A 22,700-nucleotide genomic window follows, 5' to 3' on the forward strand; every position below is an offset into this window, starting at 1 on the left:
AGCTCCTCGAGAAGGGTCAGAGCGGGCGGCGGAAGCCGCGGACCGCGACGGTGATGCCGACCGCGCACAGCAGTGCGCTGGTGGCCAGCGCGGAGATCACGCCGGCGCCGGTGGGCAGCGCGAGCGAGAGGTTGCGGGAAGCGTCCACGGCGTAGGTCAGCGGGTTGATCTTGGCCACGACGCTGAGCCAGGTCGGCAGCGACTGCACGGGCACGAACGCGCTGGAGGCGAACATCAGCGGGAACATGGCCAGAAAGCCGATGCTCTGCATGACCTCCTCCTTGCGCAGCCAGGAGCCCAGCGCCAGGAAGATCCACGACAGCGACCAGCTGACGAACAGCGCGAGGCAGAACGCGCCGAGCGTCCCGCCGAACCCGCCGGCAGGGGCGAAGCCGAAGACCAGCGACGCGACCGACAGCAGCACGATCAGCTGCACCGCGGTGCGGGCCAGGTCCGAGAGGCTGCGCGCGATGAGCACCGCGCTCATGCCGATGGGCAGGGCGCGGAAACGGGCGATGACGCCGTTCTTCATGTCGGTGACCAGGCCCACCCCGGACTGCATGGCCGCGCCGATGCCGGTGGTCACCAGGATGGCCGGCATGAGGTAGTTGATGTAGCTGCCGCCCTGGTCGGCGACGTTGCCCATCATCGCCTTGCCGAAGACCTGGCTGAACAGCACCAGCATGATCAGCGGTTGCAGCAGGCTGAAGATGACCACGCGCGGGTCCTTGACGACGGCGCGCAGCGATCGGCCGGTCAGCACGAGGATCTGGGTGGGGTAGGAGGCGCCGCGCCACCGGCGTGCGGTGGGCGCGGGGGCGCTCGGTGGAGCGGTCAAGGTGGTGGTCATGGAGGTCCCCTCAGGCGGCGGTGGGCGTGTGGTGGGCGAGGGCCAGGTAGACGTCGTCCAGGGTCGGTTCGCCGAGTCCCAGGTCGCCGATGTCGATGCCGGTGTCGTCGAGCGCGCGCACCACGTCGGCGAGCTGGCGGGAGGCGCTGATGGGGATGGTCACCCGCGCGTCCTCGTGCACCGGGTCGAACCCGGCGGCCCGTAGGGAGCGCAGCGCCTCGGTGGTGCGCGATCCGTCGGTGAGGGTGGCGTTGACGGTGCGCTGCCCGACCTGGGCCTTGAGCTGGTCGGCCGTGCCGGTGGCCACGACCTTGCCCGCCGAGAGCACGGTGATGGAGTCGGCGAGCCGGTCGGCTTCGTCGAGGTACTGGGTGGTCAGCAGGACGGTGGTGCCCTCGGCGACGAGGTCTTCCACGATCTGCCAGAGGTTGAGCCTGCTGACGGGGTCGAGCCCGGTGGTGGGCTCGTCCAGGAAGATCACGTCAGGACGGCCGACGAGGCTCGCGGCGATGTCGAGCCTCCGGCGCATGCCGCCGGAGTAGGTCCGGGCCGGGCGGCGCCCGGCTTCGGCGAGGTCGAAGGTGGTCAGCAGCTCGTCGGCGCGCTGCTTGGCCTCGCGGCGGCTCGCGCCGAGCAGCCGGGCGATGAGGACGAGGTTGTCGTAGCCGGAGAGCTGCTCGTCGACGGAGGCGAACTGCCCGGTGAGCCCGATGCGGGCGGTGACCTCGCGCCGGTGGGTGACGACGTCGAGGCCCGCGATGCGGGCGGTGCCGCTGGTCGGCGGTAGCAGCGTGCTCAGGACGTTGATCAGCGTGGTCTTGCCCGCTCCGTTGTGGCCGAGCAGACCGAGGACGCTGCCCTGGCCGACGGAGATGCTGACGTCGTCGAGGGCGGTGACGTCCCCGAACTTCTGGGTGATGTGGTGGGCTTCGATGATCGGATCGGTCATGAGGACTCCCCAGTGGTGTGGGCGGTCTCGGCGAGGGCGCCGTGCAGCAGCACGTCGACGCGCGCGCGGATCGCGGCCGTGTGATCGGTGTCCGCCGTGCTCTGCGCGGTGGCGGTGAAGCGGATGCCGAGCACGAGCGACTGCAGGTAGTCGGCGAGGTCCTCCGGCGGGATCCGCAGCTCCTGCGGATCGACCAGGGAGACCACCGCCTCGTTGAGGTCGCGGATGAACTGCTCGCGCACCTCGGGCAGTCCGGCCGGCTTGCGGTCGGGGCCGCCCCGCAGGTCGAAGCCGGAGGCGGCGAGGGTGTGGACGAGTTCTCCGAAGCGGGTGAAGTGGTCGAGGAACAGCTGGGCGGCTTCGGTCAGCCGTTCGGCGACGTCGGTGTCGCGGGGGACCGCTCGAACGGTCGCGCACAGCTCGTCCGGGCGCAGGGCTGCGGTGACGCAGGCCTGGAGGAGCTCGGTCTTGTCGCTGAAGGCGCGGAACACGGTTCCTTCAGCGATCCCGGCGGCTTGGGCGATCTGCTTGGTGGTGACGTGCGCGCCGTGCTCGCGCACGAGCGGCAGGACGGCCGCCACGATCGCCTCGCGCCGCTGGTCGGGACTCATCGCCGAGGCGCGTCGACGCGGTTGTTCTGCGGTCACCGCACCACGATAGGAGTGAGTGCTCACTCATGTCAATGAGTGGGTGCTCACTCATCTCACCTTCCGGCCGTCGGGACTGGGTCGTGGGCGGTTTTGGTCCGACAGACGTTCGGCCCACGTGCCGGAGGCGCTGGAGGCCGGGGCGAATGCTTCCACGTAGGGATCGTGGACGGTCCAGGGGGTGGAGCTGGAGCGCGCGCTCGACAGGCTCTCAGAGTCTCAAGTACCTCTACTGCTTCAGTGCAGACCGAAATTGAACCGATCGCGGAACGACCAGCAACTACGCAACGAGGGGGAGAGCAGTGGCGCGCCGCCTGGTCCTGGGAGGTCGTGCTGTGGCCTGGACGGCGCGCCCGCTCGTCGTCAGTCGTAGCCGCGGATGACGTGGCTTTCGTCGTCTTCGGTCTCGACTGACTCCCGGCGCGACTGGACCGGCAGGTCCAGGTCGATGTCCGGGTCAAAGGAGTCCTGCTGGGCGACTCGATGATCTGAGAGCGTCATGCCGGGCTCCTCTCGGCAACGGATTTCACCGGCCGATCGTCCGTCCCTGCTGGACAGATCGCATGTGGGACGCGCCACTGGGTTTCCGGAATCCCTCGGAAGAGCAGCTCAGTCCTGGATATTAACTTCTGTAACTTCAGTGATTGGTGAAAAGAATGCTCCGCACGCACCGGCCAGCACGTCGGACAAAGACCGCCACAAGGGAGATCAGGCTTTCGGACTGAGGCGGGTGCCGGCTCGTTCGCCGAGGAATCGGCCTGCTTCCACGACGGTCCGGCCTCCGAGGCACACCCAGGGAATCCCTGCTGGCGGGCGCATCGGGTCCTGGTAGTCGCCGACGTCGGTGACGGTGGCGGGGTCGAAGGCGACGAGGTCGGCGATGCGGCCCGGTGCGACCAGCCCGCGGTCGGGAATGCGGAAGGTCTCGGCGGGCAGCGCGGTCATGCGCCGGACGGCGTCGGGGAGCGGGAGGACTTCGCGCTCGCGGACGTACCGGCCGAGCACTCGGGGGAAAGTGCCGGTCATGCGCGGGTGGGGTCGTCCGCCGTTGCCGGGTGGGAGACCGTCGGAGCCGATCATGGTGTGCGGGTCGCGCAGGGCGAGTTCGAGGTCGTCCTCGTGCATAGAGAAGTGGATCATCGCCACCCGCAGCTCCTCGGTCACCAGGAGGTCGATCAGTGCTCGGACCGGGTCGCAACTGCGGGCCTCGGCGATCTCGGCGAGGGTGCGTCCTTCCTCGCGATGGCTGCTCGTGGTGGCGATGAGGATGCGGTCGAAGTGCGTTGTGCGGCCGATCGCGGCGGTCAGCTCCGCGTGCGCGGTGGGCGCGGTGAGCTTGGCGAGGGTGTGCTCACCGCTGCCGCCGAGGTAGTCGCTGGGCAGCACGGAGGTGAGGGTCGTGGAGGAGGCGGTGTAGGGGTAGACGTCCTGGGCGACGTCGTGGCCGTGTTCGCGCGCCTGGTGGATCCGGTCGAGGGCGGAGGGCATCTTGCCCCAGTTGCGCGGTGCGGTCGCCTTGAGGTGGGACAGGTGGGTGCGGCCGGCGACCTGGCCGATGCGCAGGGCCTCGTCGATGGCGTCGAGTAGGTGGTCGCCTTCGTCGCGCATGTGCGTGGCGTAGAGGCCGTGGCCGCCGAGGGTGCGGGCGAGCGCGGTGAGCTCGTCGGTGCCCGCGAACAGGGCGGGTGGGTAGATGAGGCCGGTGGAGAGGCCGAAAGCGCCTGCGCTCATGGCTTCGTCGAGCATCTCGCGCATGCGGTGCAGCGCGTCGGCGTCCGGGGCGGCGTCGCTCATGCCGGTGGCGGCGACGCGGAGGGTGCCGTGGCCGATGAGTGGGCAGTGGTTGGTGACGTGGCCTGCGGCGTCGGTGGCGGCGAGGAGCTCGGCGAAGCGGTTCCAGGTGACGTCGAGGGGTGGGAAGAGGCGTTGCAGGAACCCGTCGTGGACCTCGGCGTGGGTGGTGCTGCGCGGTGCGAGGCTGAAGCCGCAGTTGCCGACGACCTCGGTGGTGACGCCTTGGAGGATCTTGGTTGTGTCGTGCTCGGTGAGCAGCGGCGCGTTGTCGGCGTGGGAGTGGACGTCGATGAACCCGGGTGCCAGGACGAGGCCGGTGAGGTCGCGGCGCGGGTGGTGCGCGGGCAGCGTTCCGGGTGGTGCGACGGCGGTGATGCGGTCGCGTTCGATGAGGACGTCGGCGGGTCGCAGCGGGTGTCCGGTGCCGTCGGCGAGGAGGGCTCCGGTGAGCAGCTCGGTCATCCCTGCGCCTTCCTGAGGGGCGTCGTGGCGCGGTCAGGTGATGATGTTGGGGACGCCGGGTGTGTTGCGCTTGCGGCGGAGCCAGATCTTGCGGGTGCCGTCGGCGTAGAGGAGCACGCGGGAGAGTTCCCAGCCGGAGTACTCGGCGTGGATGCTGAGTTGGGTCGCGGCGCTGATCCGGGTGATGCCGGGTGGGAGGCGCAGCGGCCGGTATTCCCAGTCGGGATCGGTCTCGACTTCGTCGGTGTGTGCGCTCACATTGTCACCACCTGGTATCCGGCGCCGTTGGCGGAGGCGATGTAGAGGGTCCGGTTGTCGGGGTCGATCGCGAGGGAGTCGGGTTGGCTGACGGTGGGGATGCGGCGGATTTCGCGGGGTTCGCCGCCTGCGATGTCGTATCCGACGAGTTCGTTGGTGGCGGTGAGGGTGACCCAGGCGGTGTCGGTGGTGGGGTCGTAGGCGAGTGCGTACGGGGCACCGGGGACGGGGTAGCGCTGCTTGAGGATGAGGGGGTCGGTGCTGAAGGCGAGGAGCGCTTGGCCGCGGGTGTCGATGGTGAGGATGCGGCCGTAGCGGTCTTGGAGGGCGTGGGTGGCGCCTTGTCCTGCGCGCAGGCCTGCGCCTTTTTCGCCGTTGGTGGGGTTGATGGGGGTGATCGCGGTGGTGAGGCGGTCGAGGACGTAGAGCTGGCCGGCGTGGTCGAGCAGTTGCGCGGGGCCTTGGAACTTCTCGGTGGTGACGCCGGGTTGGCCGTTGGTGAGGATGGTGACGGTGGCGGTGTCGCGCTGGATGACGGCGGTGCGCTGGGCGTCGAGGTCGAGGGCGTCGACGGGTCCGCCGGGCACGGGGGTGGGGTGTGCGGTGGCGGTGCGCAGGTCGACGCGGGTGATCTGGCCGGCGTCGGGCAGGGCTGCGAGGAGTTGGCCGTTGCGCGCGTGGAGGTTGGTGGGTGCTGCGGGGAGGTCGACGGTGCGGCGGTTGCCGTTGGTGGTGTCGATGAGCTGCAGCTGGGGGCCGGTGGCGAGCACGAGGGTGCGGGTGTCGCGGTCGTAGGCCGTGTGCTGGGTGGGTGGTGCGGGGTGCGCGGTGCCTGCGGGCGGGGTGGTCGCGGGTGGTGCGGTCGCGGGTCGCGCTTCGGTGAGGGTGTCGGTGACTTGGAGGGGGTCGGTGTTGTCGTCCATGCCGCACCCGGCGAGCAGGGTGAGGGTGAGGCAGGTGATGACCAGACGACGCAACGAGGCCCTCCTGTGGTGGTGCTTCCCTGCGGTGTTTGTGGTTCCGCTGGGTGGTTGCTGCTTCCTCCAGCATCCCTGATCGGGGGACGGGGGTGCAGGCCGCCCCTGGGGGTGACCCATCAGCTTGGCACGTCGGAGGGGTCGCGGGAAGTGGGCTTGGTGGTCGGCTAGTGGTTCTCGGGGTAGCCGAGTCGGGGTGCGCTGATGTCGTCGAGCGCGGCGCGGATGGCCGGGGGGAGGGTGAGGTCTTCGGCGGTGAGGGCTGTTTTGAGTTGGGTGGTGGTGCGGGCGCCGAGGACGGGGGCGGTGACGCCGGGGCGGTCGCGGATCCAGGCGAGGGCGACTTGTGCGGGTGAGGTGTTGAGGCCTTCGGCTGCGGTGAGCAGGGCTTGGACGATGCGGGCGGCGCGTTCGGTGCGGTGGTGTTCGACGTAGCCGGAGAGGTGGGTGGTGGCGCCGCGGGAGTCGGGTGGGGTGGTGTTGCGGTATTTGCCGGTGAGGACGCCGCGGCCGAGTGGGGCCCAGGCGAGGATGCCGAGTCCGTGGTGGGCGGCGGCGGGGACGACTTCGCGTTCGGTGCCGCGTTCGAGCAGGGAGTACTCGACTTGGGTGGAGATGAGTGGTGTGCGGAGGGGGTGGTGTTGCTGGTGGGCGGCGGCGGTGGCGGTTTGCCAGCCGGTGTAGTTGGCGATGCCGGTGTAGCGGACGCGGCCGGTGGTGACGGCGGTGTCGAGTGCGGCGAGGGTTTCGTCGAGGGGGACTGCGGGGTCCCAGGCTTGGACTTGCCAGAGGTCGATGTGGTCGGTGCCCAGGCGGCGGAGGGAGTCGTCGAGGGCGCTCAGGAGTGAGCCGCGGGAGGCGCCGCCGCCGAAGGGGCCGGGTTTGCGGCGGGCGGCGGCTTTGGTGGCGAGGATGATGTCGTCGCGGGGGATGTGGTGGGTGAGCAGGGTGCCGAGGAGTTCTTCGGCGTGTCCGTCCTGGTAGACGTCGGCGGTGTCGATGAGGGTGCCGCCTGCGGCGTGGAAGGTGGTCAGCTGGTCGGCTGCTTCGTCGGCGTCGACGTCGAGGCCCCAGGTCATGGTGCCGAGTGCGAGTCGGGAGACGCGGAGGCCGCTGCGGCCGAGTTGTCGCTGTTCCACGGTGTTGCAGGGTATGCGCTGCGGGGATTGTGGGTGGTGAGGTCGGCTCGGCGGGTCCGATGTGACGTGGTGTGTATCACACGTGTGGTGGTGTGTCGCGTGCTCGGCTGCGTTGGGTGATCGGTTCCTGGCTGACCTGCCCCGACGGGGTGATCAAGGGTGGGGGGTTCGAGCTCCTGGGGATGCTGGAAGATCTGGGGACCGGGCCGGAAGTTCCGGGTGCGGCCCGGTTTCCCTTGTCGAGCATGTGGAGTGGGTTTCGTGTCGTGGTTGCAGGCCATGGTGTTGGCCGTGGTCCAGGGGCTCACCGAGTTCCTGCCGATTTCCTCGTCAGGGCATCTGTCGATCGTGTCGAAGTTGTTCTTCGGCGAGGACGCGGGTGCGTCGTTCACCGCGGTGACGCAGATCGGTACCGAGCTGGCGGTGGTCATCTACTTCATCGGAGACATCGTCCGGCTGGTCGCGGTGTGGTTCCGCGGGTTGTTCAACGCCGAGGTGCGCGCCACCCAGGACTACAAGCTGGCCTGGTACGTGATCGTGGGCAGCTTGCCGATCGGGATCCTGGGCTTCTTCTTCCAGGACTACATCCGGTCGACGTTGCGCAGCCTGTGGATCACGGCGGCGACGCTGGTGATCTTCGGTGTGCTGATGGGTCTGGCCGAGCGGTACGGCAAGCAGTTGCGCGAGCAGGCCCAGTTGCGGCTCAGCGATGGTGTGCTGATGGGTTTCGCGCAGGCGTTGGCGCTGATCCCGGGTGTGTCGCGTTCCGGCGGGACGATCACGGCGGGTCTGTCGCTGGGTCTGACGCGGGCCACGGCGGTGCGGTTCTCGTTCTTGCTGGCGATCCCGGCGGTGTTCGCCGCGGGGTTGTCGGAGGTCTCGCACGTGTTCGAGCCGAGTCCGTACGGGCTGCAGCCGTCGGGCGCGCAGATGATCGTGGCGACCGTGGTGGCCGGGGTCATCGGCTACGCGGTGATCGCGTGGTTGCTGCGGTTCGTGGAGAAGCACAGCGTGTACCTGTTCGTCTGGTACCGGATCGCTCTGGGCGCGGCGTTGTTCGCGCTGCTGGGTTTCGGTGCGATGCAGCCGTGAGGCGCTGACGTCGGACGACGGTGACATCGGGGCGGCCCGCCGGGCCGCCCCGATGTCTTTTCGGGCGGCCTGCGGGCGGTGGGTCCGGTGGTGACGCCTACCCTCGGCGGACGTGGCGACTCTCATTCTGCTTCGGCACGCTCGTTCGGCGGCCAACGGTTCTGGTGTTCTGGCCGGGCGCACGCCCGGTGTGGGTCTCGATGAGACGGGACGCGGCCAGGCCGCGGGTCTTGCTGCGCGCCTGGAGGGCGTGCCGTTGAGCCGGGTCGTGGTGTCTCCGCTGCAGCGCTGTCAGGAGACGGTGTCGGGCCTGGTGGGGCAGCGGGAGATCGAGCCGGTGGTCGAGGAGCGGCTGGCGGAGGTCGATTACGGGGACTGGACGGGCCGCAAGATCAGCGAGCTGACCGACCAGGAGCTGTGGAGGGTGGTGCAGCAGCACCCGTCTGCGGCGGTGTTCCCGGGTGGCGAGGGTTTGGCGCAGGTGCAGGCGCGGGCGGTGGCCGCGGTGCGCGAGCACGACCGGACGCTCGGTGAGCGGGACGTGTGGTTGTTGTGCAGTCATGGTGATGTGATCAAGTCGGTGCTGGCGGATGCGCTGGGGCTGCACTTGGATTCGTTCCAGCGGATCGTGGTGGATCCGTGTTCGGTGAGCGTGGTGCGCTACACCGAGACGCGGCCGTTCGTGCTGAAGGTCAACGACACGGGTGGGGACGTGTCGGGGTTGTTGCCGCCGGCGGAGTCGCAGTCCTCGGATGCTGTGGTGGGCGGGAGCACCGGCAAGCAGGAGTAGTCGCGGCCGGGGCGTGCGTGTCGGCGGTGAGGTGCATGATCGCGGCATGGTGATCGAGCTGCGCAGCCGAGGTGAGGTCGAGGCGCTGGCCGTGACCGGGTCGGTTGTGTCGGCGGTGCTGGCCGGGGTCGGCGAGCACGTGGCGGCTGGTGTGAGGCTGGGTGAGCTCGATGAGGTCGCTCGTGGGGTGGCGGCTGGTTCGGGTGCGCGGCCGGTCGGTGGTGCGGTGATCTCGACGTCGGTCAACGACGAGATCGTCGGGGGCGTCCCGGACGGGCGGGTTCTGGCGGCCGGTGATCTGCTCAGCGTCGTATGCGTGCTGGAGGTGGGTGGGTGGTTCGCCCGGGCTGCCTCAAGCTGGACGGCCGGTGCCGGCTGCGAGAGCGATCGGCGGTTGATCGAGGCGACTCGGCAGGCGCTGGCCGATGGTGTGGCTTCAGCGCGCCCGGGTGCCCGGCTGGGTGAGGTGTGCCGGGCGATCGGGCTGGTGGGTCGCAGTGCGGGTTTCGGTGTTCCGCCGGTGGGCGGGTGCGGTGTGGGCAGGCAGCCGAGGCAGGATCCGCTGGTGCCCAACGACGGGCATCCGGCGCGCGGGATGCCGTTGCGGCCCGGTCTGGTGTTCAGCGTCGAACCGATCTTCACCGCCGGCGGCCACGACCACCTCGACACCGAGTCGTCGATGGTGCGCACCGGAGATGAGGCGCGTGCGGCCCACAGCGGGCACACCGTCGCGATCACCGAGAACGGGGCTCGTGTTCTCACCTGACACTCGTGAAGGCTGACGGTGTCGCGCGGATCGAGCGACCTGGGGCCACGATCGCTCGATCCGCGCGACGTGCCACCGGCGGGCTAGCCGGGCACGAGGACCACCTTGCCGAGGTTGGCGCGGGCTTCGACGATCTCGTGGGCTCGTGCCGCTTGTTCCAGGGGGACCAGTTCGTGGACCCAGGTGCGCAGGCGGCCGTCCCGGTGCCAGTCCCACAGCTCGTCGCGCCAGCAGGCCATCAGTGCCGGGGCGGCCGGGGAGCCCATGCGGAACCCGGTGGCCGAGGCGGATCGGCTGATCAGCTCGTGGGAGTGGATGGGGCCGGTCTCGGAGCCGAAGGTCACCAGCCGGCCGCGGTGAGCCAGGGCGCGGGTGGCTTTGGCCAGCAGGGTGCCTCCGACGGAGTCCAGCACGACATCGACCGGGTCACCCCAGGTGTCTTCGTCGTAGGACACGACCGCATCAGCTCCGAGGGCCCGCAGGTGGGGCCGCTTGTCGACCGTCGTGCCGGCGGCGGCGATCACGCGGGCTCCGTGGGCGCGGGCCAGTTGGACGGCCATGGTTCCGATGGCGCCGGCCGCGGCGGTGATCAGGACTGATTCACCGTGGCCGAGCGAGCCCGCCGTGCACGCCCGGCGCGCCACCAGGCCGCTGCGCACCAGCGCCACGGCGGTGATCGGGTCGGCGCCGCCGGGCACCCGGGAGGTCATGGTCTCCTCCAGCAGCGCGCAGTCGGCGTAGGCGTGCTCGAAGCACAGGCCGGTGACTCGCTCGCCGAGCTGGAAGTCGCGCACGCCGGGGCCGAGGGCTTCGACGATCCCGGCGATCTCCCCTCCGAGGGGTATGGGCTCGGGGCCTTCGCGCACGCGGCGGACGGTGGGCAGGGTGACGCCGATGGCTTCGCAGCGCACCAGCAGCTGCCCGGGTCCCGGTGTGGGGGTGGGGGCGTTGTCGACGTGGAGGACTTCGGGTCCGCCGTTGAGGGTGTGGATGATGCGTCGCATCGCTGCCTCCTCGAATTCGATGGGGTCACCAACGGTTCCGAGAGTAGGAGCAGACTCGTTGGGGTGTCCAACGATTTTCGGTTAGGCTGTGCGTGTGGCCGATTCCGAGGACCTCCGGGCGCTCCAGCACATCCAGTCCCTGCCCAGCTGGCTGACCGGCCGCGTCGCCGCGCGCGGACGCGAGCTGGTGGCCGGTGCGCTGGCCGGTGAGGGCCTGCGGCTGAGCCAGCACGCCGTGCTGGCCGCGGTCGCCGAGCACGGTCCGCTGGCCCAAGCCGAAGTGGTGCGCCGGTTGGACATCGACGCCAAGGACGTCGTGGGGCTGATCAACGAACTGCAGGACAAGGGGCTCGTGCAGCGCAGGCCCGACCCGCGCGACCGCCGCAAGAACGCCGTGTCGGTCACGCCCGCCGGCCTGGAGTGCCTGCGCCGCTGCTCAGCGCTGGCCGACGAGGCCAACCAGCGGCTGCTGGCTCCGCTGAGCGTCACCGAGCGCGAGTTGCTGCTGATGTTGCTGGCGCGGGTGCACCGGGGCGATCAGGACCAGTAGCGGTGCAGCTCCGCCGGGGCGAACGCGCCGCGGTCGGTGATCACCTTGGTGACCAGGTGCGGGTCGGTGACGTCGAAGGCGGGGTACAGGCCGGTCACCTTGTTGCTGGCGCTGCGGCGTCCCAGGGTGTGCAGGACGTCCTGGCCGTCGCGGTACTCGATGGGCACCTGCGAGCCGGAGGTGGTGTGGGGGTCGGGGGCGTGGCACAGCGCGTGGAAGGGGACCCCGAAGGCCTGCGCAGCGGTCGCCAGCTGCAGGGTGCCCACCTTGTTGACCACCGAGCCGTCGGTGGTGATCCGGTCGCTGGCGGTGACCAACGCGTCCACCCGGCCTTCGCGCATCAGCGAGGCGGGCATGCCGTCGGTGACCAGCGTGGTGGGCACGTCCATCTCGGCCAGCGATTCGGCGGTCAGCCGCGCGCCCTGCAGGTACGGGCGGGTTTCGGTGCAGAAGAACTCCGGCTGCTTGTCCTGCTCCAGCAGGGCTTCCACCAGTCCCAGCAGGTAGAGATCGCCCCAGCAGTGGGTGAGGATGCGGGCGCCGTGCTCCAGCTGCGCCGCACCTGCCCGGCCCATCTCCCGGCAGCGGCGCCGGTAGTCGGCGTCGCCGTCGCGGGCGCCCTGCAACGCGGCCGCGGCCACGTCGTCGCGCTGCGCGATCGCCTCGAGCACGAATGCGGCTGCTTTGCGCGGCTGGTCGTTGGTGGGGCGGGTGGCGATCAGCCGCTGGGCCGCCTCGCCGATGCGGGCGCGCGCGGTGTCCGGCGGCTGGTCGCCGGCGTCGCGGGCGGCCAGCACCAGGCCCCACAGGACCGCGAAGTACGGGCCGGAGGACTGGGTGACCATGTCCTCGATGGTCCGGGCGACCTCCTCGACCGTGCGCGCGTGGACCCAGCGGTGCTCGAAGGGGAACACCCGCCGGTCCAGGACGTGCACGCCGTCGTCGTCGAGCCGGACGCTGTCGGCCAGCGTCGGGGTGGGCACAGCGGAGCGCGACATCGAATCCTCGGGTGCGGGTGGCGGTTCGGTGGTGCTCAGCCTAGTGCGCCCGCGCTCCCGCCCGGCCACCACCGATCCGTTTGCTAGGCTCACGACACCGCGTTGATCGCCGCCCGCAGGCCGGCTTGATCACCCGAGGATCCGCGACACCCCGCGCCACCTCACCGCCCCGCACCACGGCGCCCGAAGGAACCCCTTGTGAACCACCCCCGCCCCGGCGAGCGCGGCCCCGTGCTGCGCGCCCACGACGTCGACGTCGTCCGCGACGGCCGGCACCTGCTGCGCGAGATCGGCCTGCAGGTCCACCCCGGCCAGCACTGGGCGCTGCTGGGCGCCAACGGTGCCGGCAAGTCCACGCTGCTGAGCCTGCTGGGCGCCCACCAGCACCCCACGCGCGGCAGCGTGGAGGTCCTGGGGCATCGCTTGGGGGCGGTGGACATGCGGGCGCTGCGCAGCTTCGTGGGCCACGTCAACCCTCGTCACCTGCTGCACAGCGCGCTCACGGCCCGTCAGGTCGTGCTCACCGGGGCCACCAACACCACCGAGCTGGTGCCGCGCTGGGTTCCCAGCGACGCCGAAAGCGCCCGCGCCGAGCGGTTGATCGGTGTGCTGGGCATCGCCGAGCGGGCTGAGGCGGTCTGGAACACCTTGTCGCAGGGCGAACGCGGTCGCGTGCTCATCGCCCGCGCCTTGATGCCCGACCCGCGGTTGCTGCTGCTCGACGAACCAGCCACCGGGCTGGACCTGGCCGCGCGGGAACAACTGCTGACCAGCCTCGATCAGCTGCGCGTCGAGCATCCGGGGCTGGGCCACGGTGCTGGTGACCCATCATCTGGAGGAGCTTCCCTCCGGCACCACTCACGCGATGCTGCTGCGCGAGGGTCGTTGCCTGGCCGCGGGTGAGGTCGGCGAGGTGATCACCAGCGATCACGTCAGCGAGTGCTTCGGGCACCCGGTGCACATCACGCGCGATCACGGCCGCTGGCACGCGCGCGCGGCCACTCGCGCCGGTGTGCGGGCATGAAAAACGGTGGTCCTGGCACGGGCGCAGGATGCAGGTCTGCGCCCGTGCCAGGACCACCGCGGGTGAGGAAGTGGGGTTCTAGCGCCGCTTCCTCGGCGGGTCCTTGCGCAGCAGGTCGGGGCCGATGATGCGGCGCACCGCTCTGCGCATGATGCCGCGCTTGCGCACCGGGGCGGCCGGGCGTTCGGCCACCGCGGGCTGCGGTCCGGTCAGCGCCGTCGGGGATGCGGCCGACTCGGTGTCCAGCCGCTTGGCGAATTCCGGCTGCTCGTCGCGGATCGCGGGGATGTAGGGCTGGGTGACCTCGACGTGCTCGGGCACCGGTGGCGGCGCCATCGGCGGGCCCGGAGGCATCGAGGGCATCGAAGGTGAGGAGACCGGTTCGTCGCTGTAGAAGGCCTGGAACGCCGTGTCCCCGGCGATGCCCTCGTGGCCGGCGGGGTCCGGGGCGGGGGCCCACTGGGGTGCGGAACCGGGGTTGAGCGCCTCGGCGAAGGTCGTGCCTTGCGACATCGTGGTGCTCGGGCGCTGCGGTCGGGAGTTCTGCGGGGTCTCGCGCGTCGGGGGCTGCGGGGCGGGGGTGTGGAACTCGGTCCGCTGCGGTGCGGGCGCCGGGGCGGGCATGGGGCCGGTTTCGGACGGGCCGGGGGAGCTGGCCTCGTCGACGGGCAGCTGGCCCATCATGCGTGTCGTCGGCGATCCCGTATCCGGTTGCTGCTGTTGCGCTTCCGAAGGGACCACGGGCTGGAACCACGGTCGAGCAAGATCGTCTTGAATAGTCATCCGTATCGACTCTGCGTCAGCAAACGGCCAATGTCACCGGATCGGGGACTTCCGTTCCGGCGGAGCAGACCCTACCGGTCACGGACCGGTAAAGCACACCCCCGTGTTCCCTAAGCCACCCGCGAGCGATCACGACCAGTCCGATCACTCACCCGCAGGGGCATTCCTCTCCGGCCATGACCGCTTGTCTGAGCTGGCCGAACTCGGCTGCGAGCGTCGCGGCGCTCCAATGCGCGTTGAGGCCGCTGGGATTGGGCAGGACCCACACCCCGGTGTCACCGATCGTCCGGTCCTGCGCACCGAAGGTGGCGCGCTTGGCGCCGAAGGCCTTGCGGTAGGCGGTGATGCCCACGACGGCCACCCAACGTGGCCGGTACTGCTGCACCTTGGCGGTCAGCGCATCCGCGCCGGCGGCCAGTTCCTGCTCGGAGAGCTCAGCGGCTTTCGCGCTGGCGCGCGAGACCAGGTTGGTGATGCCCAGTCCCAGTCCCAGCAGTTCCGACTGCTCCGGCGGGGCGAGCTCGCGCGGCGTGAAACCGCTGGCGTGCAGCACCGGCCAGAAGCGGTTGCCGGGGCGGGCGAAGTGGAATCCGGTGGCACCGGACCACAATCCCGGGTTGATCCCGCAGAACAGCACGGCGAGGTCCGGTGCCAGCACGTCGTCGATCGTGGCACCGCTGGCGGCCTCCAGCTCTTGCGCACTCGGCCGGTCACCCGACAACTCGCACCTCCGCAACCCGACCCCGGTTCATCCCCGGGACCCTAACGACAACGCCCGGGCGCCCCGAACCCAGCGCCCCCAGCGCTGAGTTCCCGCGACGGAATGCGATCATGGCCGCTCGCGCGAAGCGGTCTTCGCACGAGCGGCCACGAGGGTCTCAGTCGGTGCCCGACTCCATCGCCGCGCGATCCAGCGCCTGCGACTCCGATTCCTCGGCGCCCACCGAGGCGATCGCCTCCGCGCCACCGGCCTGCAACGAGCCCACCAGCTCGGTCTGGGCCTTGCCGACCATGCCCAGCTGCGCGTAGCCCTCCAGCTTGGCGCGCGAGTCGGCGATGTCGAGGTTGCGCATCGTGAGCTGGCCGATCCGGTCGGTCGGGCCGAACGCGGCGTCCTCGGTGCGCTCCATCGACAGCTTGTCCGGGTGGTAGGAGAACGCCGGGCCCCGGGTGTCGAGGATCGAGTAGTCCTCGCCCCGGCGCAGCCGCAGCGTCACCTCACCGGTGATCGCCGAGCCGACCCAGCGCTGCAGCGACTCGCGCAGCATCAGCGCCTGCGGGTCGAACCAGCGGCCCTCGTACATCAAGCGGCCCAGCTTGCGGCCCTCGTTGTGGTAGCTGGCGACGGTGTCCTCGTTGTGGATGGCGTTGACCAGCCGCTCGTAGGCGGTGAACAGCAGCGCCATGCCCGGGGCCTCGTAGATGCCGCGGCTCTTGGCCTCGATGATGCGGTTCTCGATCTGGTCGCTCATGCCCAGCCCGTGGCGGCCGCCGATCGCGTTGGCCTGGTGCACCAGGTCGACCGGCGAGGAGAACTCCTCGCCGTTGATGGCCACCGGCCGGCCCTGCACGAAGGAGATCGTGACGTCCTCGGGCGCGATGGCCACCGACTCGTCCCAGAACCGCACGCCCATGATCGGGTCGACGATCTCGATGCCGGTGTCCAGGTGCTCCAGCGACTTGGCCTCGTGGGTGGCGCCCCAGATGTTGGCGTCGGTGGAGTAGGCCTTCTCCGCGGAGTCGCGGTAGGGCAGGCCGTGCTCGACCAGCCACTCCGACATCTCCTGCCGGCCGCCCAGCTGCTGCACGAAGTCCTCGTCCAGCCACGGCTTGTAGATGCGCAGCCGCGGGTTGGCCATCAGCCCGTAGCGGTAGAACCGCTCGATGTCGTTGCCCTTGAACGTCGACCCGTCGCCCCAGATCTGCACGTCGTCGGCGAGCATGGCGCGCACCAGCAGCGTCGCGGTCACCGCGCGGCCCAGGGGAGTGGTGTTGAAGTAGGTGCGGCCGCCCGAGCGGATGTGGAACGCGCCGCACGACAGCGCGGTGAGCCCCTCCTCGACGAGCGCTTCGCGGCAGTCGACCATGCGCGCGATCTCGGCGCCGTAGTCCTTGGCCCGGCCCGGGATCGAGGCGATGTCGGACTCGTCGTATTGCCCGATGTCGGCGGTGTAGGAGCACGGCACGGCGCCCTTGTCGCGCATCCAGGCCACGGCGACGGAGGTGTCGAGACCTCCGGAGAAGGCGATGCCGACCCGGTGGCCGACCGGCAGAGACGTCAGAACCTTGGACATGCGGAAAGTTTATGCGATGGACTGTATGGTTATCCACCCGGGTCGCCCCGAGGTGTGCCACCTCACCTCGGGGCGCAGGCCGGCGGGCCCACCACGAGCCGGTGGCCGGATTCACCAGCTCCCGGGCGCACGCCGAGCGCGCCCGTCGGGCAGAATCACCGGTGAAGCGGGATCCGGACGAGGCGCACCGTACCTGGCCATGCAAAGACGGTGCAGGCGCGTGGGAGCGCGCGACATCATGGCATGGATCGTCCTGATCATCTCCGGCATGTTCGAAGCTGTCTGGGCCGTGGCCCTGGGCAAATCCGAAGGTTTCAGCCGCCTGGCGCCCTCGCTGGTGTTCGTCGTCGCCCTCGCGATCAGCATGGGGGGACTGGCCCTGGCCATGCGGACGCTGCCCACCGGCACCTCCTACGCGGTGTGGGTGGCCGTGGGCGCGGTGCTCACCGTCGGCTACTCGATGGCCACCGGCGACGAAACGATCTCCCCGCTCAAGCTCGCCCTGCTGCTGGGCCTGATCACCTGCGTCGTGGGCCTCAAGCTCGCCCACTGACCCCCGGCTCGCGCACCGTGCCGTCCCACCGCCAGCTCGTCAGGCGGGCGCGGCCGGGAAGCTCCGCGCGGCCGGTCGAGAACAGCAGGACCGTCCACGGGTCGCCTGCGGGTGCGTCGGGGAAGAGCCGGTCGAGCACCTTCGCGCACACCTGCGACGAGGGGTGCCGGCTCAGCCCGAGCCCGTCGACGACGTCGTGGGTGTGCACCAGCGTTTCCACGATGCCCATCGCCGCGAAACCTTCGGGATCCGACACGCCGTAAGCGTGGTAGCTGCGCACCTCGGGCGAGCAGGTGCGCACCATCGCCACCAGCAGCGCCGCGGTCGCCTCCAGGGTCTGCAGCAGCCCGGCGGGCCCGGCATCCGGATCGGCGTGCACCGCGTTCCACGGTCCGCCCTCCCGGCGCGGATGCCACACGAACGGCACCAGGTCCCGCTCCGACGGCCGGGCGGGACCGAGCTGGACGGCGTAGGAGAACAGGTCGTCGCTGAGGTGTTCCACGGTTTCCCACCGATCCCACTCCAGCGTTCCCGCCCGGTCGCGCCAGGCGTGCCCGGGAACCTCGCCCAGCACCTGCACAGACAGTCGCACCGAGTCGGCGAGGTCCTCGGCGGTCACCACTGGTCGAGACATGCTCCGGACTGTAGCGGGAATCGCGCTGCGGCGAAGCCGAACTCCGCCTGCTCGTGGCCCTCGACGGGTGAGAGCAGGCGGAGGCTCCCCGGGTGTTTCAGCGCTCGCGGCGGGGTGGGGTGATGGTGCCGTAGTTCAGGCCGCCGTGGGTGTGCGTGGGCATCACCGGCCACTGGCGCTTCCACGCCGCGCACTCCGAGGAGGGGATGATCTGCAGCCACTGCGGTGCGCTCGGCGACCGGGAGGCCAGGGTCTTCTCCTTGACCATGGAGTCGTACTGGTCCAGGGAGTCCTCGAGGGTGTTGGCGTTGAGCACGACCTCGCGGCCGTAGAACTTCGCGTGCTGCTTGACGCCCGGGATCTTCGACAGCTCCGGCTGCCAGCTGTCGGCGGCCATGCCGTTCTCCGACGACACCCACACCCCGTCGGGCGTGTTGACCACCAGCGAGTGGTTGCCGTCGGTGTGCCCGGGCGTCCACAGCAGGCTCACGCCCACGCCCAGCTCGACGTCGCCGTCGATGACCTCCAGGCGCTGCTCGGGAATGCCGTCCATGCCGCCCTCGACGTACCACGCCCACTGCATGGGGTGGGTCGACTCGAACGTGCCCAGCTCCTTGCGGTGCACCAGCAGCTTCGCGTGCGGGAACAGCGGTTCGCGGGGCGCGGTTTCGCCGGGGATCGGCTTGTCGCTGCCCAGGATCATGCGCACGTCCTGGACGTGCAGGTGGTCGAAGCTGAGGTAATCGACGTCGCTGTTGCTCAGGCCCAGGCGCGGCAGCACGGTGTCGGGGTCGTTGTAGTACCGGGCGAACAGGCGCTCGGCCCGCAGCTTCTGGCCCAGCGCCTGCAGTTTCGCGTAGAACGGTGCTTCGGCCGAGCCCGCCGAGACCGTCGGCTCCCACACCAGCGTCTTGAGCTCACCGTCGAAGCCCTCGAACTGGATGATGAACATGCGGTTGATGATCGAGATGACCGGGTTGAGCTGAACCGCGTAGCCCTGGAAGGCGAACCGCGCCGGATACGGGGCGGCGGCGATGTCGACGCTCTTGATCGCCGCGACCTGTCCTTGCGCCAGGAAGCGCTCGCGGTAGGCGCGGGCGGCCTCGCGCACCGCCTCCAGCCGCTTGCCGCGCGGCCAGATGTCGTGCACCCCCTCGAACTCCGGGATCGGGCGGGCGGCCTGGGCCGGCAGGGACATGCTCATGCTGTGCTCCCTCGGTCGTCGGGGTCGGCCAACGTGCGGGTCTCGTAGCCCGCGCGGGCCGTCTTGTCGCCTGCGGCCGCGACCTGGTCGGGCACCATCAGGCGGAGCAGGTGGTCGCGGACGCGCTGCGGGAAGAGGTTGCTCAAGCGCACCAGGGGACCCACGTGGCGCGGCAGGCTCACCTCGAAGCGCGGGCGGCCGATGACCGCCGCCACGGCCTCGGCCACGTCGTCGGGGGTGAGCAGCTTGGCCGCGCCGGTGGCCGTTCCCGCGGCCAGCTCGGTGTCGACCACGCCCGGCATCACCACCGACAGCTCCACACCGCTGGAGCGCAGCTCCGCGCGCACCCCGGCGAGGTAGCCGTAGACGCCGTGCTTGGTGGCCGCGTAGGTCGACTCGCCGGCGGGGGAGAGCTTGGCGGCTGCGGAGGCCACCGTGACGATGTGGCCGCTGCCGCGGGCGCGCATCGCAGGCGCCGCCAGCTTCACCCCGCGGATCACGCCGTGGAGGTTGACCGCGAGCTGGCGTTCGGTCGCGGCCTCCGGTTCCTCGTCGAAGGCACCGACCCACATCACGCCCGCGTTGTTGACCAGAACCTCCACCGGACCCCAGGTGTTCTCCACGGCCCGCAGGAACGCGGCGAAGGAATCGGTGTCGGTCACGTCGCAGGCGAAACCCCCCACGCGGGGCGACAACTCGCTCGCGGTGGCCCGCGCGGCGGCGCCGTCGAGGTCGCCGATGGCCACGCGCGCCCCGGCCGAGGCCAGGCGTGCGGCGATCGCGCGTCCGATCCCGCGGGCACCTCCGGTCACCGCGATCACGCGGCCGCTCACCGGCAACGACATACTCGTCCTCCGATCGTGGCACCACCACCATCTGACACGGGCGTGTGTCAGATATTCGGATAGACTGCCACAGCAGCCGAGCCAGGGGAAGTGCGATGACCGACCGGACCGCGACGCGCCAGCAAGGGCGCCGCTACTCGGGGCAGGACGCCGCCGAGCGCACGCGCCAGCGGCGCACCGCGCTGCTGGCCGCCGCGCTGGAGCTGTTCGCCGACCAGGGCTACCCGTCGACCTCGGTCAAGCAGATCTGCCGCGAAGCGGGTCTCACCGAGCGCTACTTCTACGAATCCTTCCGCGACCGCCACGCCTGCCTGATCGCCCTCTACACCGAACTCGCCGAGCAGCTGCGGACGTCCACCACCGCCGCGATCGACGACGCCGAAGGCCGCCCGGACGAGGAGATCGTGCGCAGCGCGCTCAGGGCCTTCATCGACTACCTCACCGCCGACTCCCGCCGCGCCCGCGTGGTGCTGCTGGAAGTGGTGGGAGCCTCGGCGGAACTGGAACAGCGCAGGCACGCGGTCCTGCGGGACTTCGCCGAACTCACCACCGCCGTGTGGTCCCGGCTGGCCGAGCGCACCGGCCCCACCGATCCGCAGCGGCTCGCGGCCATCGGACTGGTCGGCGCGGTCAACCACCTGCTCGTCGACTGGCTGCACCGCGGGCAGCGGGAAACCCCCGCCGAACTCGTCGACACCTGCTCGACGCTGTTCACCGCCGTGCGCAACCACCTCGAAAGCTGACACCGCCGGGCGCCCGCCGCCGGCTCAGGCCCGCGAGGCCGCCGACGCCGTCCGCCGTGCTGCCCCTCAGTGCCGACATGACGTCAAGACCAGACGGCACTGTCGTGGGGGGTGGGGAAGTTTTCATGAAAACTTCCCCACCCCCACAACGAAAGCGACGGATTCAGCTGGTGCGGGAGCTGCGGGAGGAGCGGCTCGCGCGAAGCCCCAGGCTGCGGCGCAGCCGGCGGCGCAACTCGTCGATCATGATGCGCACCGGCTGGAACGCCACCACGAGCACGATCGCGTCCCGCGGGCCGAGCAGCTGGGCGAACCACTCGTCGATGTCCTGCCTGTCGGAGGTGGGCCGCTCGGTCCACAGCCCGGCCTCGGTGTCGTCGTAGGCATCGGTGATGGCCAGGGTCTTCTCGTCGAGCCGATCGGCCTGGCCGAGATCGGTGGCCGCGTCCACCGCGATGCGCCGGACGTCCTCGGGAATCTCGCGGCCTGTGACCGGCCTCGCCTCCTGGAGATCGCAGGCGGACACTCATCCGGCGAGCGCGCACGAGCGACCGCCAGGGGCTTTGAGGAGGACCGATGAGCGAGCACAACCCCGCCGACGGCGTGGAAGGCAAGGTCGTGGCCATCACGGGTGCCGGCAGCGGCATCGGTGCGGCCATCGCCGAACACCTCGCGCAGCGCGGCGCGACCGTCCTGCTCGGGGCGCGTAGCCGGGATCGGCTCGCCGAGGTGGTCGCGCGCATCGAATCCGCGGGCGGGGTGGCGTTGGCCGTCGAGGTCGACGTGCGGCGCCGCGAGGACCTCGCGCGCCTGGTCGCCGCGGCCCAGCAGCGCCACGGCCGGCTCGACGTCCTGGTCTCCAACGCGGGCAGCATGACGATCTCCGGGTTCGACGAGCTACGCCAGGACGACTGGGACGACATGGTCGCGACCAACCTCACCGGAGTCCTCAACGGGATCGGCGCCGCACTACCGGTGTTCCGCGCGCAGGGGTCGGGGCACTTCATCCACATGTCCTCGACCTCGGCGCACCGGATCGTGCCCACCCAGGGCGTCTACGCCGCCACGAAGACGGCGGTGCGGGTGCTCTCGGAGGCGTTGCGGCAGGAAGCGGGCCCGGATCTGCGCGTGACGGTCGTGTCACCGGGCATGACCGACACCGAGGGCGTGCGCTCAGGGGCCACCGACGAGCAGACCGCCTCGCGCGTGCGCTCGATCGCGCAGCCGCCGTCGGCGATCGCCCGCGCCGTGGCCTACGCCATCGAGCAACCTCCCGGGGTCGATGTCGGCGAGATCATCGTCCGTCCCACCGCGCAGAGCTGACACCCCCCCGGTTCAGCGTTGCGCGAGAAGTGCCCGCAGCGCGTGGGCGACCTGGGTGGGGCGCTCGACGGGTCCGAGGTGACCTCCGGGGAACTCCACGAGGACGTGCCCCAGGGCGATCGCGAGCCCTGAGGCGGCGCGGTGGGCGAGCTGTCCCCGCGAGTCGATGCCCGCGGCGCACACCAGGCGGGAGCCCGCGGCGGCCAGCGCCGGCACGTCGACCTCGGTGGTGGTGAACGGGACCAGGACGTGCTCCAGGAACAGCTGCTGGAGATCGGCGGCCTGGGCCAGCACCTCCAGCAGCTGCGGGGTGGGCGGTTCGGGATCGGTCTCGCCGTAGCCTTCCAGCCATTCGCCGGGATGCCGCAGAGCCGGTTGCGCCACAACGGTTTCCGTTGCGGTCATGGTGTCGGTCATCAGCCGTGCCGCTTCGTCGGGATCCCCGTCGCGTGCGGCGGACCGCACTGCTTCGAGCGCGTCCCGATGGGTCCCCGGATCCGGCAGCAGCCCGAGGACCGGTGGCTCGTGCACGACCCCGAGGCCAACGCGCTCGGGATGGCGGGCCAGCAGTTCGAGGGTGGTGATGGCCCCGGCGCTGAAGCCGAACACGACCGGCGGCTCGTCGAAGAGCGTCTCGATCGCCCGCAGCGCGTCCCGCGCGTGGTCCTCCGGCCGCTGGTCGGTGCCGATGGTTCCCGGAGCGGCCGAGGCCACGCGGCTGGAGAGCGCCACCACCCGGTGGTGCTCGGCCAGGTGCGCGGCGAGCCCGTCGAGCATCGCCGCCTGGCCGGTACCACCCGGGAGCAGCAGCAGCGGCGGACCGTCGCCCTGATCGCGGTAGTCGAGTGCCACGTCGTCGAGGGTGAGCGTTGCGGTGCGGATGGTCGTCTCCTGTCGGTCTCCCCGGAAGCCCCGGGTCAGCTCCGACATCGTCGCAGGGCCCGCCGCCGCTCGGGCCCGTTTCACCGCACCGCCCGGGAGGGGAGCCCGCAGGGCGCGGTTGCTCGGATGATCGGATCGG

General features: G+C 70.7%; 27 protein-coding genes and 1 riboswitch. Of the genes, 9 read left to right on the plus strand and 18 right to left on the minus strand.

What is annotated here, in order from left to right:
- Positions 1 to 16 precede the first annotated feature (16 nt).
- From ACYVF3_RS21840 to ACYVF3_RS21875, 8 genes are all read right to left on the minus strand, one after another.
- Positions 17 to 850, minus strand: coding sequence for an ABC transporter permease (locus tag ACYVF3_RS21840; RefSeq protein ID WP_461156102.1), 834 nt, complete (start codon positions 848 to 850; stop codon positions 17 to 19).
- 10 nt (positions 851 to 860) lie between these two features.
- Positions 861 to 1,799, minus strand: coding sequence for an ATP-binding cassette domain-containing protein (locus ACYVF3_RS21845; protein WP_461156103.1), 939 nt, complete (start codon positions 1,797 to 1,799; stop codon positions 861 to 863).
- Positions 1,796 to 2,446, minus strand: a complete 651-nt coding sequence (locus ACYVF3_RS21850) for a TetR/AcrR family transcriptional regulator (protein WP_461156104.1) — start codon at positions 2,444 to 2,446, stop codon at positions 1,796 to 1,798. Before ACYVF3_RS21850 ends, ACYVF3_RS21845 begins: the two co-directional genes overlap by 4 nt.
- 363 nt (positions 2,447 to 2,809) lie before the next feature.
- Positions 2,810 to 2,947, minus strand: a complete 138-nt coding sequence (locus ACYVF3_RS21855; protein ID WP_461156105.1) for a hypothetical protein — start codon at positions 2,945 to 2,947, stop codon at positions 2,810 to 2,812.
- A 207-nt stretch (positions 2,948 to 3,154) separates the two neighbouring features.
- Positions 3,155 to 4,702, minus strand: coding sequence for an N-acyl-D-amino-acid deacylase family protein (locus ACYVF3_RS21860; RefSeq protein ID WP_461156106.1), 1,548 nt, complete (start codon positions 4,700 to 4,702; stop codon positions 3,155 to 3,157).
- Between the two features lie 33 nt (positions 4,703 to 4,735).
- Positions 4,736 to 4,960: a DUF5703 family protein gene (locus ACYVF3_RS21865; protein WP_461156107.1), complete on the minus strand. Its 225-nt coding sequence runs from the start codon at positions 4,958 to 4,960 to the stop codon at positions 4,736 to 4,738.
- Positions 4,957 to 5,937, minus strand: coding sequence for a YncE family protein (locus ACYVF3_RS21870; protein WP_461156108.1), 981 nt, complete (start codon positions 5,935 to 5,937; stop codon positions 4,957 to 4,959). The genes ACYVF3_RS21865 and ACYVF3_RS21870 overlap by 4 nt, the downstream gene beginning before the upstream one ends.
- Before the next feature lie 167 nt (positions 5,938 to 6,104).
- Complete coding sequence (locus tag ACYVF3_RS21875) at positions 6,105 to 7,076, minus strand: aldo/keto reductase (RefSeq protein WP_461156109.1); 972 nt, start codon at positions 7,074 to 7,076, stop codon at positions 6,105 to 6,107.
- 261 nt (positions 7,077 to 7,337) lie between these two features.
- Between ACYVF3_RS21875 and ACYVF3_RS21880 the strand changes: the two genes are divergently transcribed.
- The 3 genes from ACYVF3_RS21880 to ACYVF3_RS21890 all read left to right on the plus strand — a co-directional run bounded on the left by ACYVF3_RS21880 (position 7,338) and on the right by ACYVF3_RS21890 (position 9,724).
- The gene (locus tag ACYVF3_RS21880) at positions 7,338 to 8,168 is read left to right on the plus strand and encodes an undecaprenyl-diphosphate phosphatase (protein WP_461156110.1); all 831 of its coding nucleotides are present in this window, start codon (positions 7,338 to 7,340) and stop codon (positions 8,166 to 8,168) included.
- 112 nt (positions 8,169 to 8,280) lie between these two features.
- On the plus strand, positions 8,281 to 8,958 hold the full coding sequence (locus tag ACYVF3_RS21885; RefSeq protein ID WP_461156111.1) for a histidine phosphatase family protein: 678 nt from the start codon (positions 8,281 to 8,283) through the stop codon (positions 8,956 to 8,958).
- 46 nt (positions 8,959 to 9,004) lie between these two features.
- A complete protein-coding gene (locus ACYVF3_RS21890; protein ID WP_461156112.1) occupies positions 9,005 to 9,724 on the plus strand; it encodes a M24 family metallopeptidase in 720 nt (239 codons plus the stop codon).
- Positions 9,725 to 9,807: 83 nt separating this feature from the next.
- On the opposite strand, the gene ACYVF3_RS21895 is transcribed toward ACYVF3_RS21890, so the two are convergent.
- On the minus strand, positions 9,808 to 10,728 hold the full coding sequence (locus ACYVF3_RS21895; protein ID WP_461156113.1) for a quinone oxidoreductase family protein: 921 nt from the start codon (positions 10,726 to 10,728) through the stop codon (positions 9,808 to 9,810).
- A 94-nt stretch (positions 10,729 to 10,822) separates the two neighbouring features.
- Here ACYVF3_RS21895 and ACYVF3_RS21900 point away from each other — a divergent pair, with 94 nt between their 5' ends.
- Positions 10,823 to 11,278 (plus strand): MarR family winged helix-turn-helix transcriptional regulator, encoded by a 456-nt coding sequence (locus ACYVF3_RS21900; RefSeq protein ID WP_461156114.1) that lies wholly within the window; start codon positions 10,823 to 10,825, stop codon positions 11,276 to 11,278.
- On the opposite strand, the gene ACYVF3_RS21905 is transcribed toward ACYVF3_RS21900, so the two are convergent.
- Entirely contained in the window at positions 11,266 to 12,276 is a 1,011-nt protein-coding gene (locus tag ACYVF3_RS21905; protein WP_461156115.1) for a translation initiation factor eIF-2B alpha/beta/delta subunit family protein, read from the minus strand. The two genes, ACYVF3_RS21900 and ACYVF3_RS21905, sit on opposite strands and share 13 nt — an antisense overlap.
- A gap of 198 nt (positions 12,277 to 12,474) precedes the next feature.
- Here ACYVF3_RS21905 and ACYVF3_RS21910 point away from each other — a divergent pair, with 198 nt between their 5' ends.
- Together ACYVF3_RS21910 and ACYVF3_RS21915 are read left to right on the plus strand one after the other, a co-directional pair.
- Positions 12,475 to 13,179: an ABC transporter ATP-binding protein gene (locus tag ACYVF3_RS21910; protein ID WP_461156116.1), complete on the plus strand. Its 705-nt coding sequence runs from the start codon at positions 12,475 to 12,477 to the stop codon at positions 13,177 to 13,179.
- On the plus strand, positions 13,142 to 13,300 hold the full coding sequence (locus ACYVF3_RS21915) for a hypothetical protein (protein ID WP_461156117.1): 159 nt from the start codon (positions 13,142 to 13,144) through the stop codon (positions 13,298 to 13,300). The genes ACYVF3_RS21910 and ACYVF3_RS21915 overlap by 38 nt, the downstream gene beginning before the upstream one ends.
- A 78-nt stretch (positions 13,301 to 13,378) precedes the next feature.
- On the opposite strand, the gene ACYVF3_RS21920 is transcribed toward ACYVF3_RS21915, so the two are convergent.
- The 3 genes from ACYVF3_RS21920 to argG all read right to left on the minus strand — a co-directional run bounded on the left by ACYVF3_RS21920 (position 13,379) and on the right by argG (position 16,377).
- Positions 13,379 to 13,981 carry a hypothetical protein gene (locus ACYVF3_RS21920; RefSeq protein WP_461156118.1) on the minus strand — a complete coding sequence of 201 codons (603 nt, stop codon included), beginning with the start codon at positions 13,979 to 13,981 and terminating at the stop codon, positions 13,379 to 13,381.
- Positions 13,982 to 14,231: 250 nt separating this feature from the next.
- Positions 14,232 to 14,804, minus strand: a complete 573-nt coding sequence (gene mug, locus ACYVF3_RS21925; RefSeq protein ID WP_461156119.1) for a G/U mismatch-specific DNA glycosylase — start codon at positions 14,802 to 14,804, stop codon at positions 14,232 to 14,234.
- Between the two features lie 157 nt (positions 14,805 to 14,961).
- On the minus strand, positions 14,962 to 16,377 hold the full coding sequence (gene argG / locus ACYVF3_RS21930) for an argininosuccinate synthase (RefSeq protein ID WP_461156120.1): 1,416 nt from the start codon (positions 16,375 to 16,377) through the stop codon (positions 14,962 to 14,964).
- 152 nt (positions 16,378 to 16,529) lie between these two features.
- Positions 16,530 to 16,594, plus strand: a riboswitch (guanidine-III (ykkC-III) riboswitch).
- A gap of 21 nt (positions 16,595 to 16,615) precedes the next feature.
- On the opposite strand from argG, the gene ACYVF3_RS21935 reads away from it, so the two are divergent.
- Entirely contained in the window at positions 16,616 to 16,930 is a 315-nt protein-coding gene (locus tag ACYVF3_RS21935; protein WP_461156121.1) for a DMT family transporter, read from the plus strand.
- Here ACYVF3_RS21935 and ACYVF3_RS21940 read toward each other — a convergent pair.
- The 3 genes from ACYVF3_RS21940 to ACYVF3_RS21950 form a co-directional block, all read right to left on the minus strand.
- Entirely contained in the window at positions 16,914 to 17,564 is a 651-nt protein-coding gene (locus tag ACYVF3_RS21940; protein WP_461156122.1) for a hypothetical protein, read from the minus strand. The two genes, ACYVF3_RS21935 and ACYVF3_RS21940, sit on opposite strands and share 17 nt — an antisense overlap.
- Positions 17,565 to 17,661: 97 nt before the next feature.
- Positions 17,662 to 18,768 (minus strand): MBL fold metallo-hydrolase, encoded by a 1,107-nt coding sequence (locus tag ACYVF3_RS21945; protein WP_461156123.1) that lies wholly within the window; start codon positions 18,766 to 18,768, stop codon positions 17,662 to 17,664.
- On the minus strand, positions 18,765 to 19,613 hold the full coding sequence (locus tag ACYVF3_RS21950; RefSeq protein WP_461156124.1) for an SDR family oxidoreductase: 849 nt from the start codon (positions 19,611 to 19,613) through the stop codon (positions 18,765 to 18,767). The genes ACYVF3_RS21945 and ACYVF3_RS21950 overlap by 4 nt, the downstream gene beginning before the upstream one ends.
- A gap of 95 nt (positions 19,614 to 19,708) precedes the next feature.
- On the opposite strand from ACYVF3_RS21950, the gene ACYVF3_RS21955 reads away from it, so the two are divergent.
- Positions 19,709 to 20,356, plus strand: coding sequence for a TetR/AcrR family transcriptional regulator (locus ACYVF3_RS21955; protein ID WP_461156125.1), 648 nt, complete (start codon positions 19,709 to 19,711; stop codon positions 20,354 to 20,356).
- Positions 20,357 to 20,519: 163 nt separating this feature from the next.
- On the opposite strand, the gene ACYVF3_RS21960 is transcribed toward ACYVF3_RS21955, so the two are convergent.
- Positions 20,520 to 20,882, minus strand: a complete 363-nt coding sequence (locus ACYVF3_RS21960; protein ID WP_461156393.1) for a hypothetical protein — start codon at positions 20,880 to 20,882, stop codon at positions 20,520 to 20,522.
- A 50-nt stretch (positions 20,883 to 20,932) separates the two neighbouring features.
- On the opposite strand from ACYVF3_RS21960, the gene ACYVF3_RS21965 reads away from it, so the two are divergent.
- A complete protein-coding gene (locus ACYVF3_RS21965) occupies positions 20,933 to 21,679 on the plus strand; it encodes an SDR family oxidoreductase (RefSeq protein WP_461156126.1) in 747 nt (248 codons plus the stop codon).
- Between the two features lie 12 nt (positions 21,680 to 21,691).
- On the opposite strand, the gene ACYVF3_RS21970 is transcribed toward ACYVF3_RS21965, so the two are convergent.
- Positions 21,692 to 22,609 (minus strand): alpha/beta hydrolase, encoded by a 918-nt coding sequence (locus ACYVF3_RS21970; RefSeq protein WP_461156127.1) that lies wholly within the window; start codon positions 22,607 to 22,609, stop codon positions 21,692 to 21,694.
- Positions 22,610 to 22,700: the final 91 nt, after the last annotated feature.

Source organism: Saccharopolyspora tripterygii, assembly GCF_054778355.1.

What these genes read in the sequence shown, in the direction of transcription:
- ACYVF3_RS21935 (WP_461156121.1), top strand. Translation starts at nt 16,616, where the DNA reads ATGGCATGGATCGTCCTGATCATCTCCGGCATGTTCGAAGCTGTCTGG.
- ACYVF3_RS21895 (WP_461156113.1), bottom strand. Translation starts at nt 10,728, where the DNA reads ATGCGACGCATCATCCACACCCTCAACGGCGGACCCGAAGTCCTCCAC.
- ACYVF3_RS21890 (WP_461156112.1), top strand. Translation starts at nt 9,005, where the DNA reads ATGGTGATCGAGCTGCGCAGCCGAGGTGAGGTCGAGGCGCTGGCCGTG.
- argG (WP_461156120.1), bottom strand. Translation starts at nt 16,377, where the DNA reads ATGTCCAAGGTTCTGACGTCTCTGCCGGTCGGCCACCGGGTCGGCATC.
- ACYVF3_RS21970 (WP_461156127.1), bottom strand. Translation starts at nt 22,609, where the DNA reads ATGTCGGAGCTGACCCGGGGCTTCCGGGGAGACCGACAGGAGACGACC.
- ACYVF3_RS21905 (WP_461156115.1), bottom strand. Translation starts at nt 12,276, where the DNA reads ATGTCGCGCTCCGCTGTGCCCACCCCGACGCTGGCCGACAGCGTCCGG.
- ACYVF3_RS21955 (WP_461156125.1), top strand. Translation starts at nt 19,709, where the DNA reads ATGACCGACCGGACCGCGACGCGCCAGCAAGGGCGCCGCTACTCGGGG.
- ACYVF3_RS21940 (WP_461156122.1), bottom strand. Translation starts at nt 17,564, where the DNA reads ATGTCTCGACCAGTGGTGACCGCCGAGGACCTCGCCGACTCGGTGCGA.
- ACYVF3_RS21950 (WP_461156124.1), bottom strand. Translation starts at nt 19,613, where the DNA reads ATGTCGTTGCCGGTGAGCGGCCGCGTGATCGCGGTGACCGGAGGTGCC.
- ACYVF3_RS21840 (WP_461156102.1), bottom strand. Translation starts at nt 850, where the DNA reads ATGACCACCACCTTGACCGCTCCACCGAGCGCCCCCGCGCCCACCGCA.
- ACYVF3_RS21965 (WP_461156126.1), top strand. Translation starts at nt 20,933, where the DNA reads ATGAGCGAGCACAACCCCGCCGACGGCGTGGAAGGCAAGGTCGTGGCC.
- ACYVF3_RS21860 (WP_461156106.1), bottom strand. Translation starts at nt 4,702, where the DNA reads ATGACCGAGCTGCTCACCGGAGCCCTCCTCGCCGACGGCACCGGACAC.
- ACYVF3_RS21945 (WP_461156123.1), bottom strand. Translation starts at nt 18,768, where the DNA reads ATGAGCATGTCCCTGCCGGCCCAGGCCGCCCGCCCGATCCCGGAGTTC.
- ACYVF3_RS21845 (WP_461156103.1), bottom strand. Translation starts at nt 1,799, where the DNA reads ATGACCGATCCGATCATCGAAGCCCACCACATCACCCAGAAGTTCGGG.
- ACYVF3_RS21855 (WP_461156105.1), bottom strand. Translation starts at nt 2,947, where the DNA reads ATGACGCTCTCAGATCATCGAGTCGCCCAGCAGGACTCCTTTGACCCG.
- ACYVF3_RS21920 (WP_461156118.1), bottom strand. Translation starts at nt 13,981, where the DNA reads ATGGGCCAGCTGCCCGTCGACGAGGCCAGCTCCCCCGGCCCGTCCGAA.
- ACYVF3_RS21915 (WP_461156117.1), top strand. Translation starts at nt 13,142, where the DNA reads ATGCTGCTGCGCGAGGGTCGTTGCCTGGCCGCGGGTGAGGTCGGCGAG.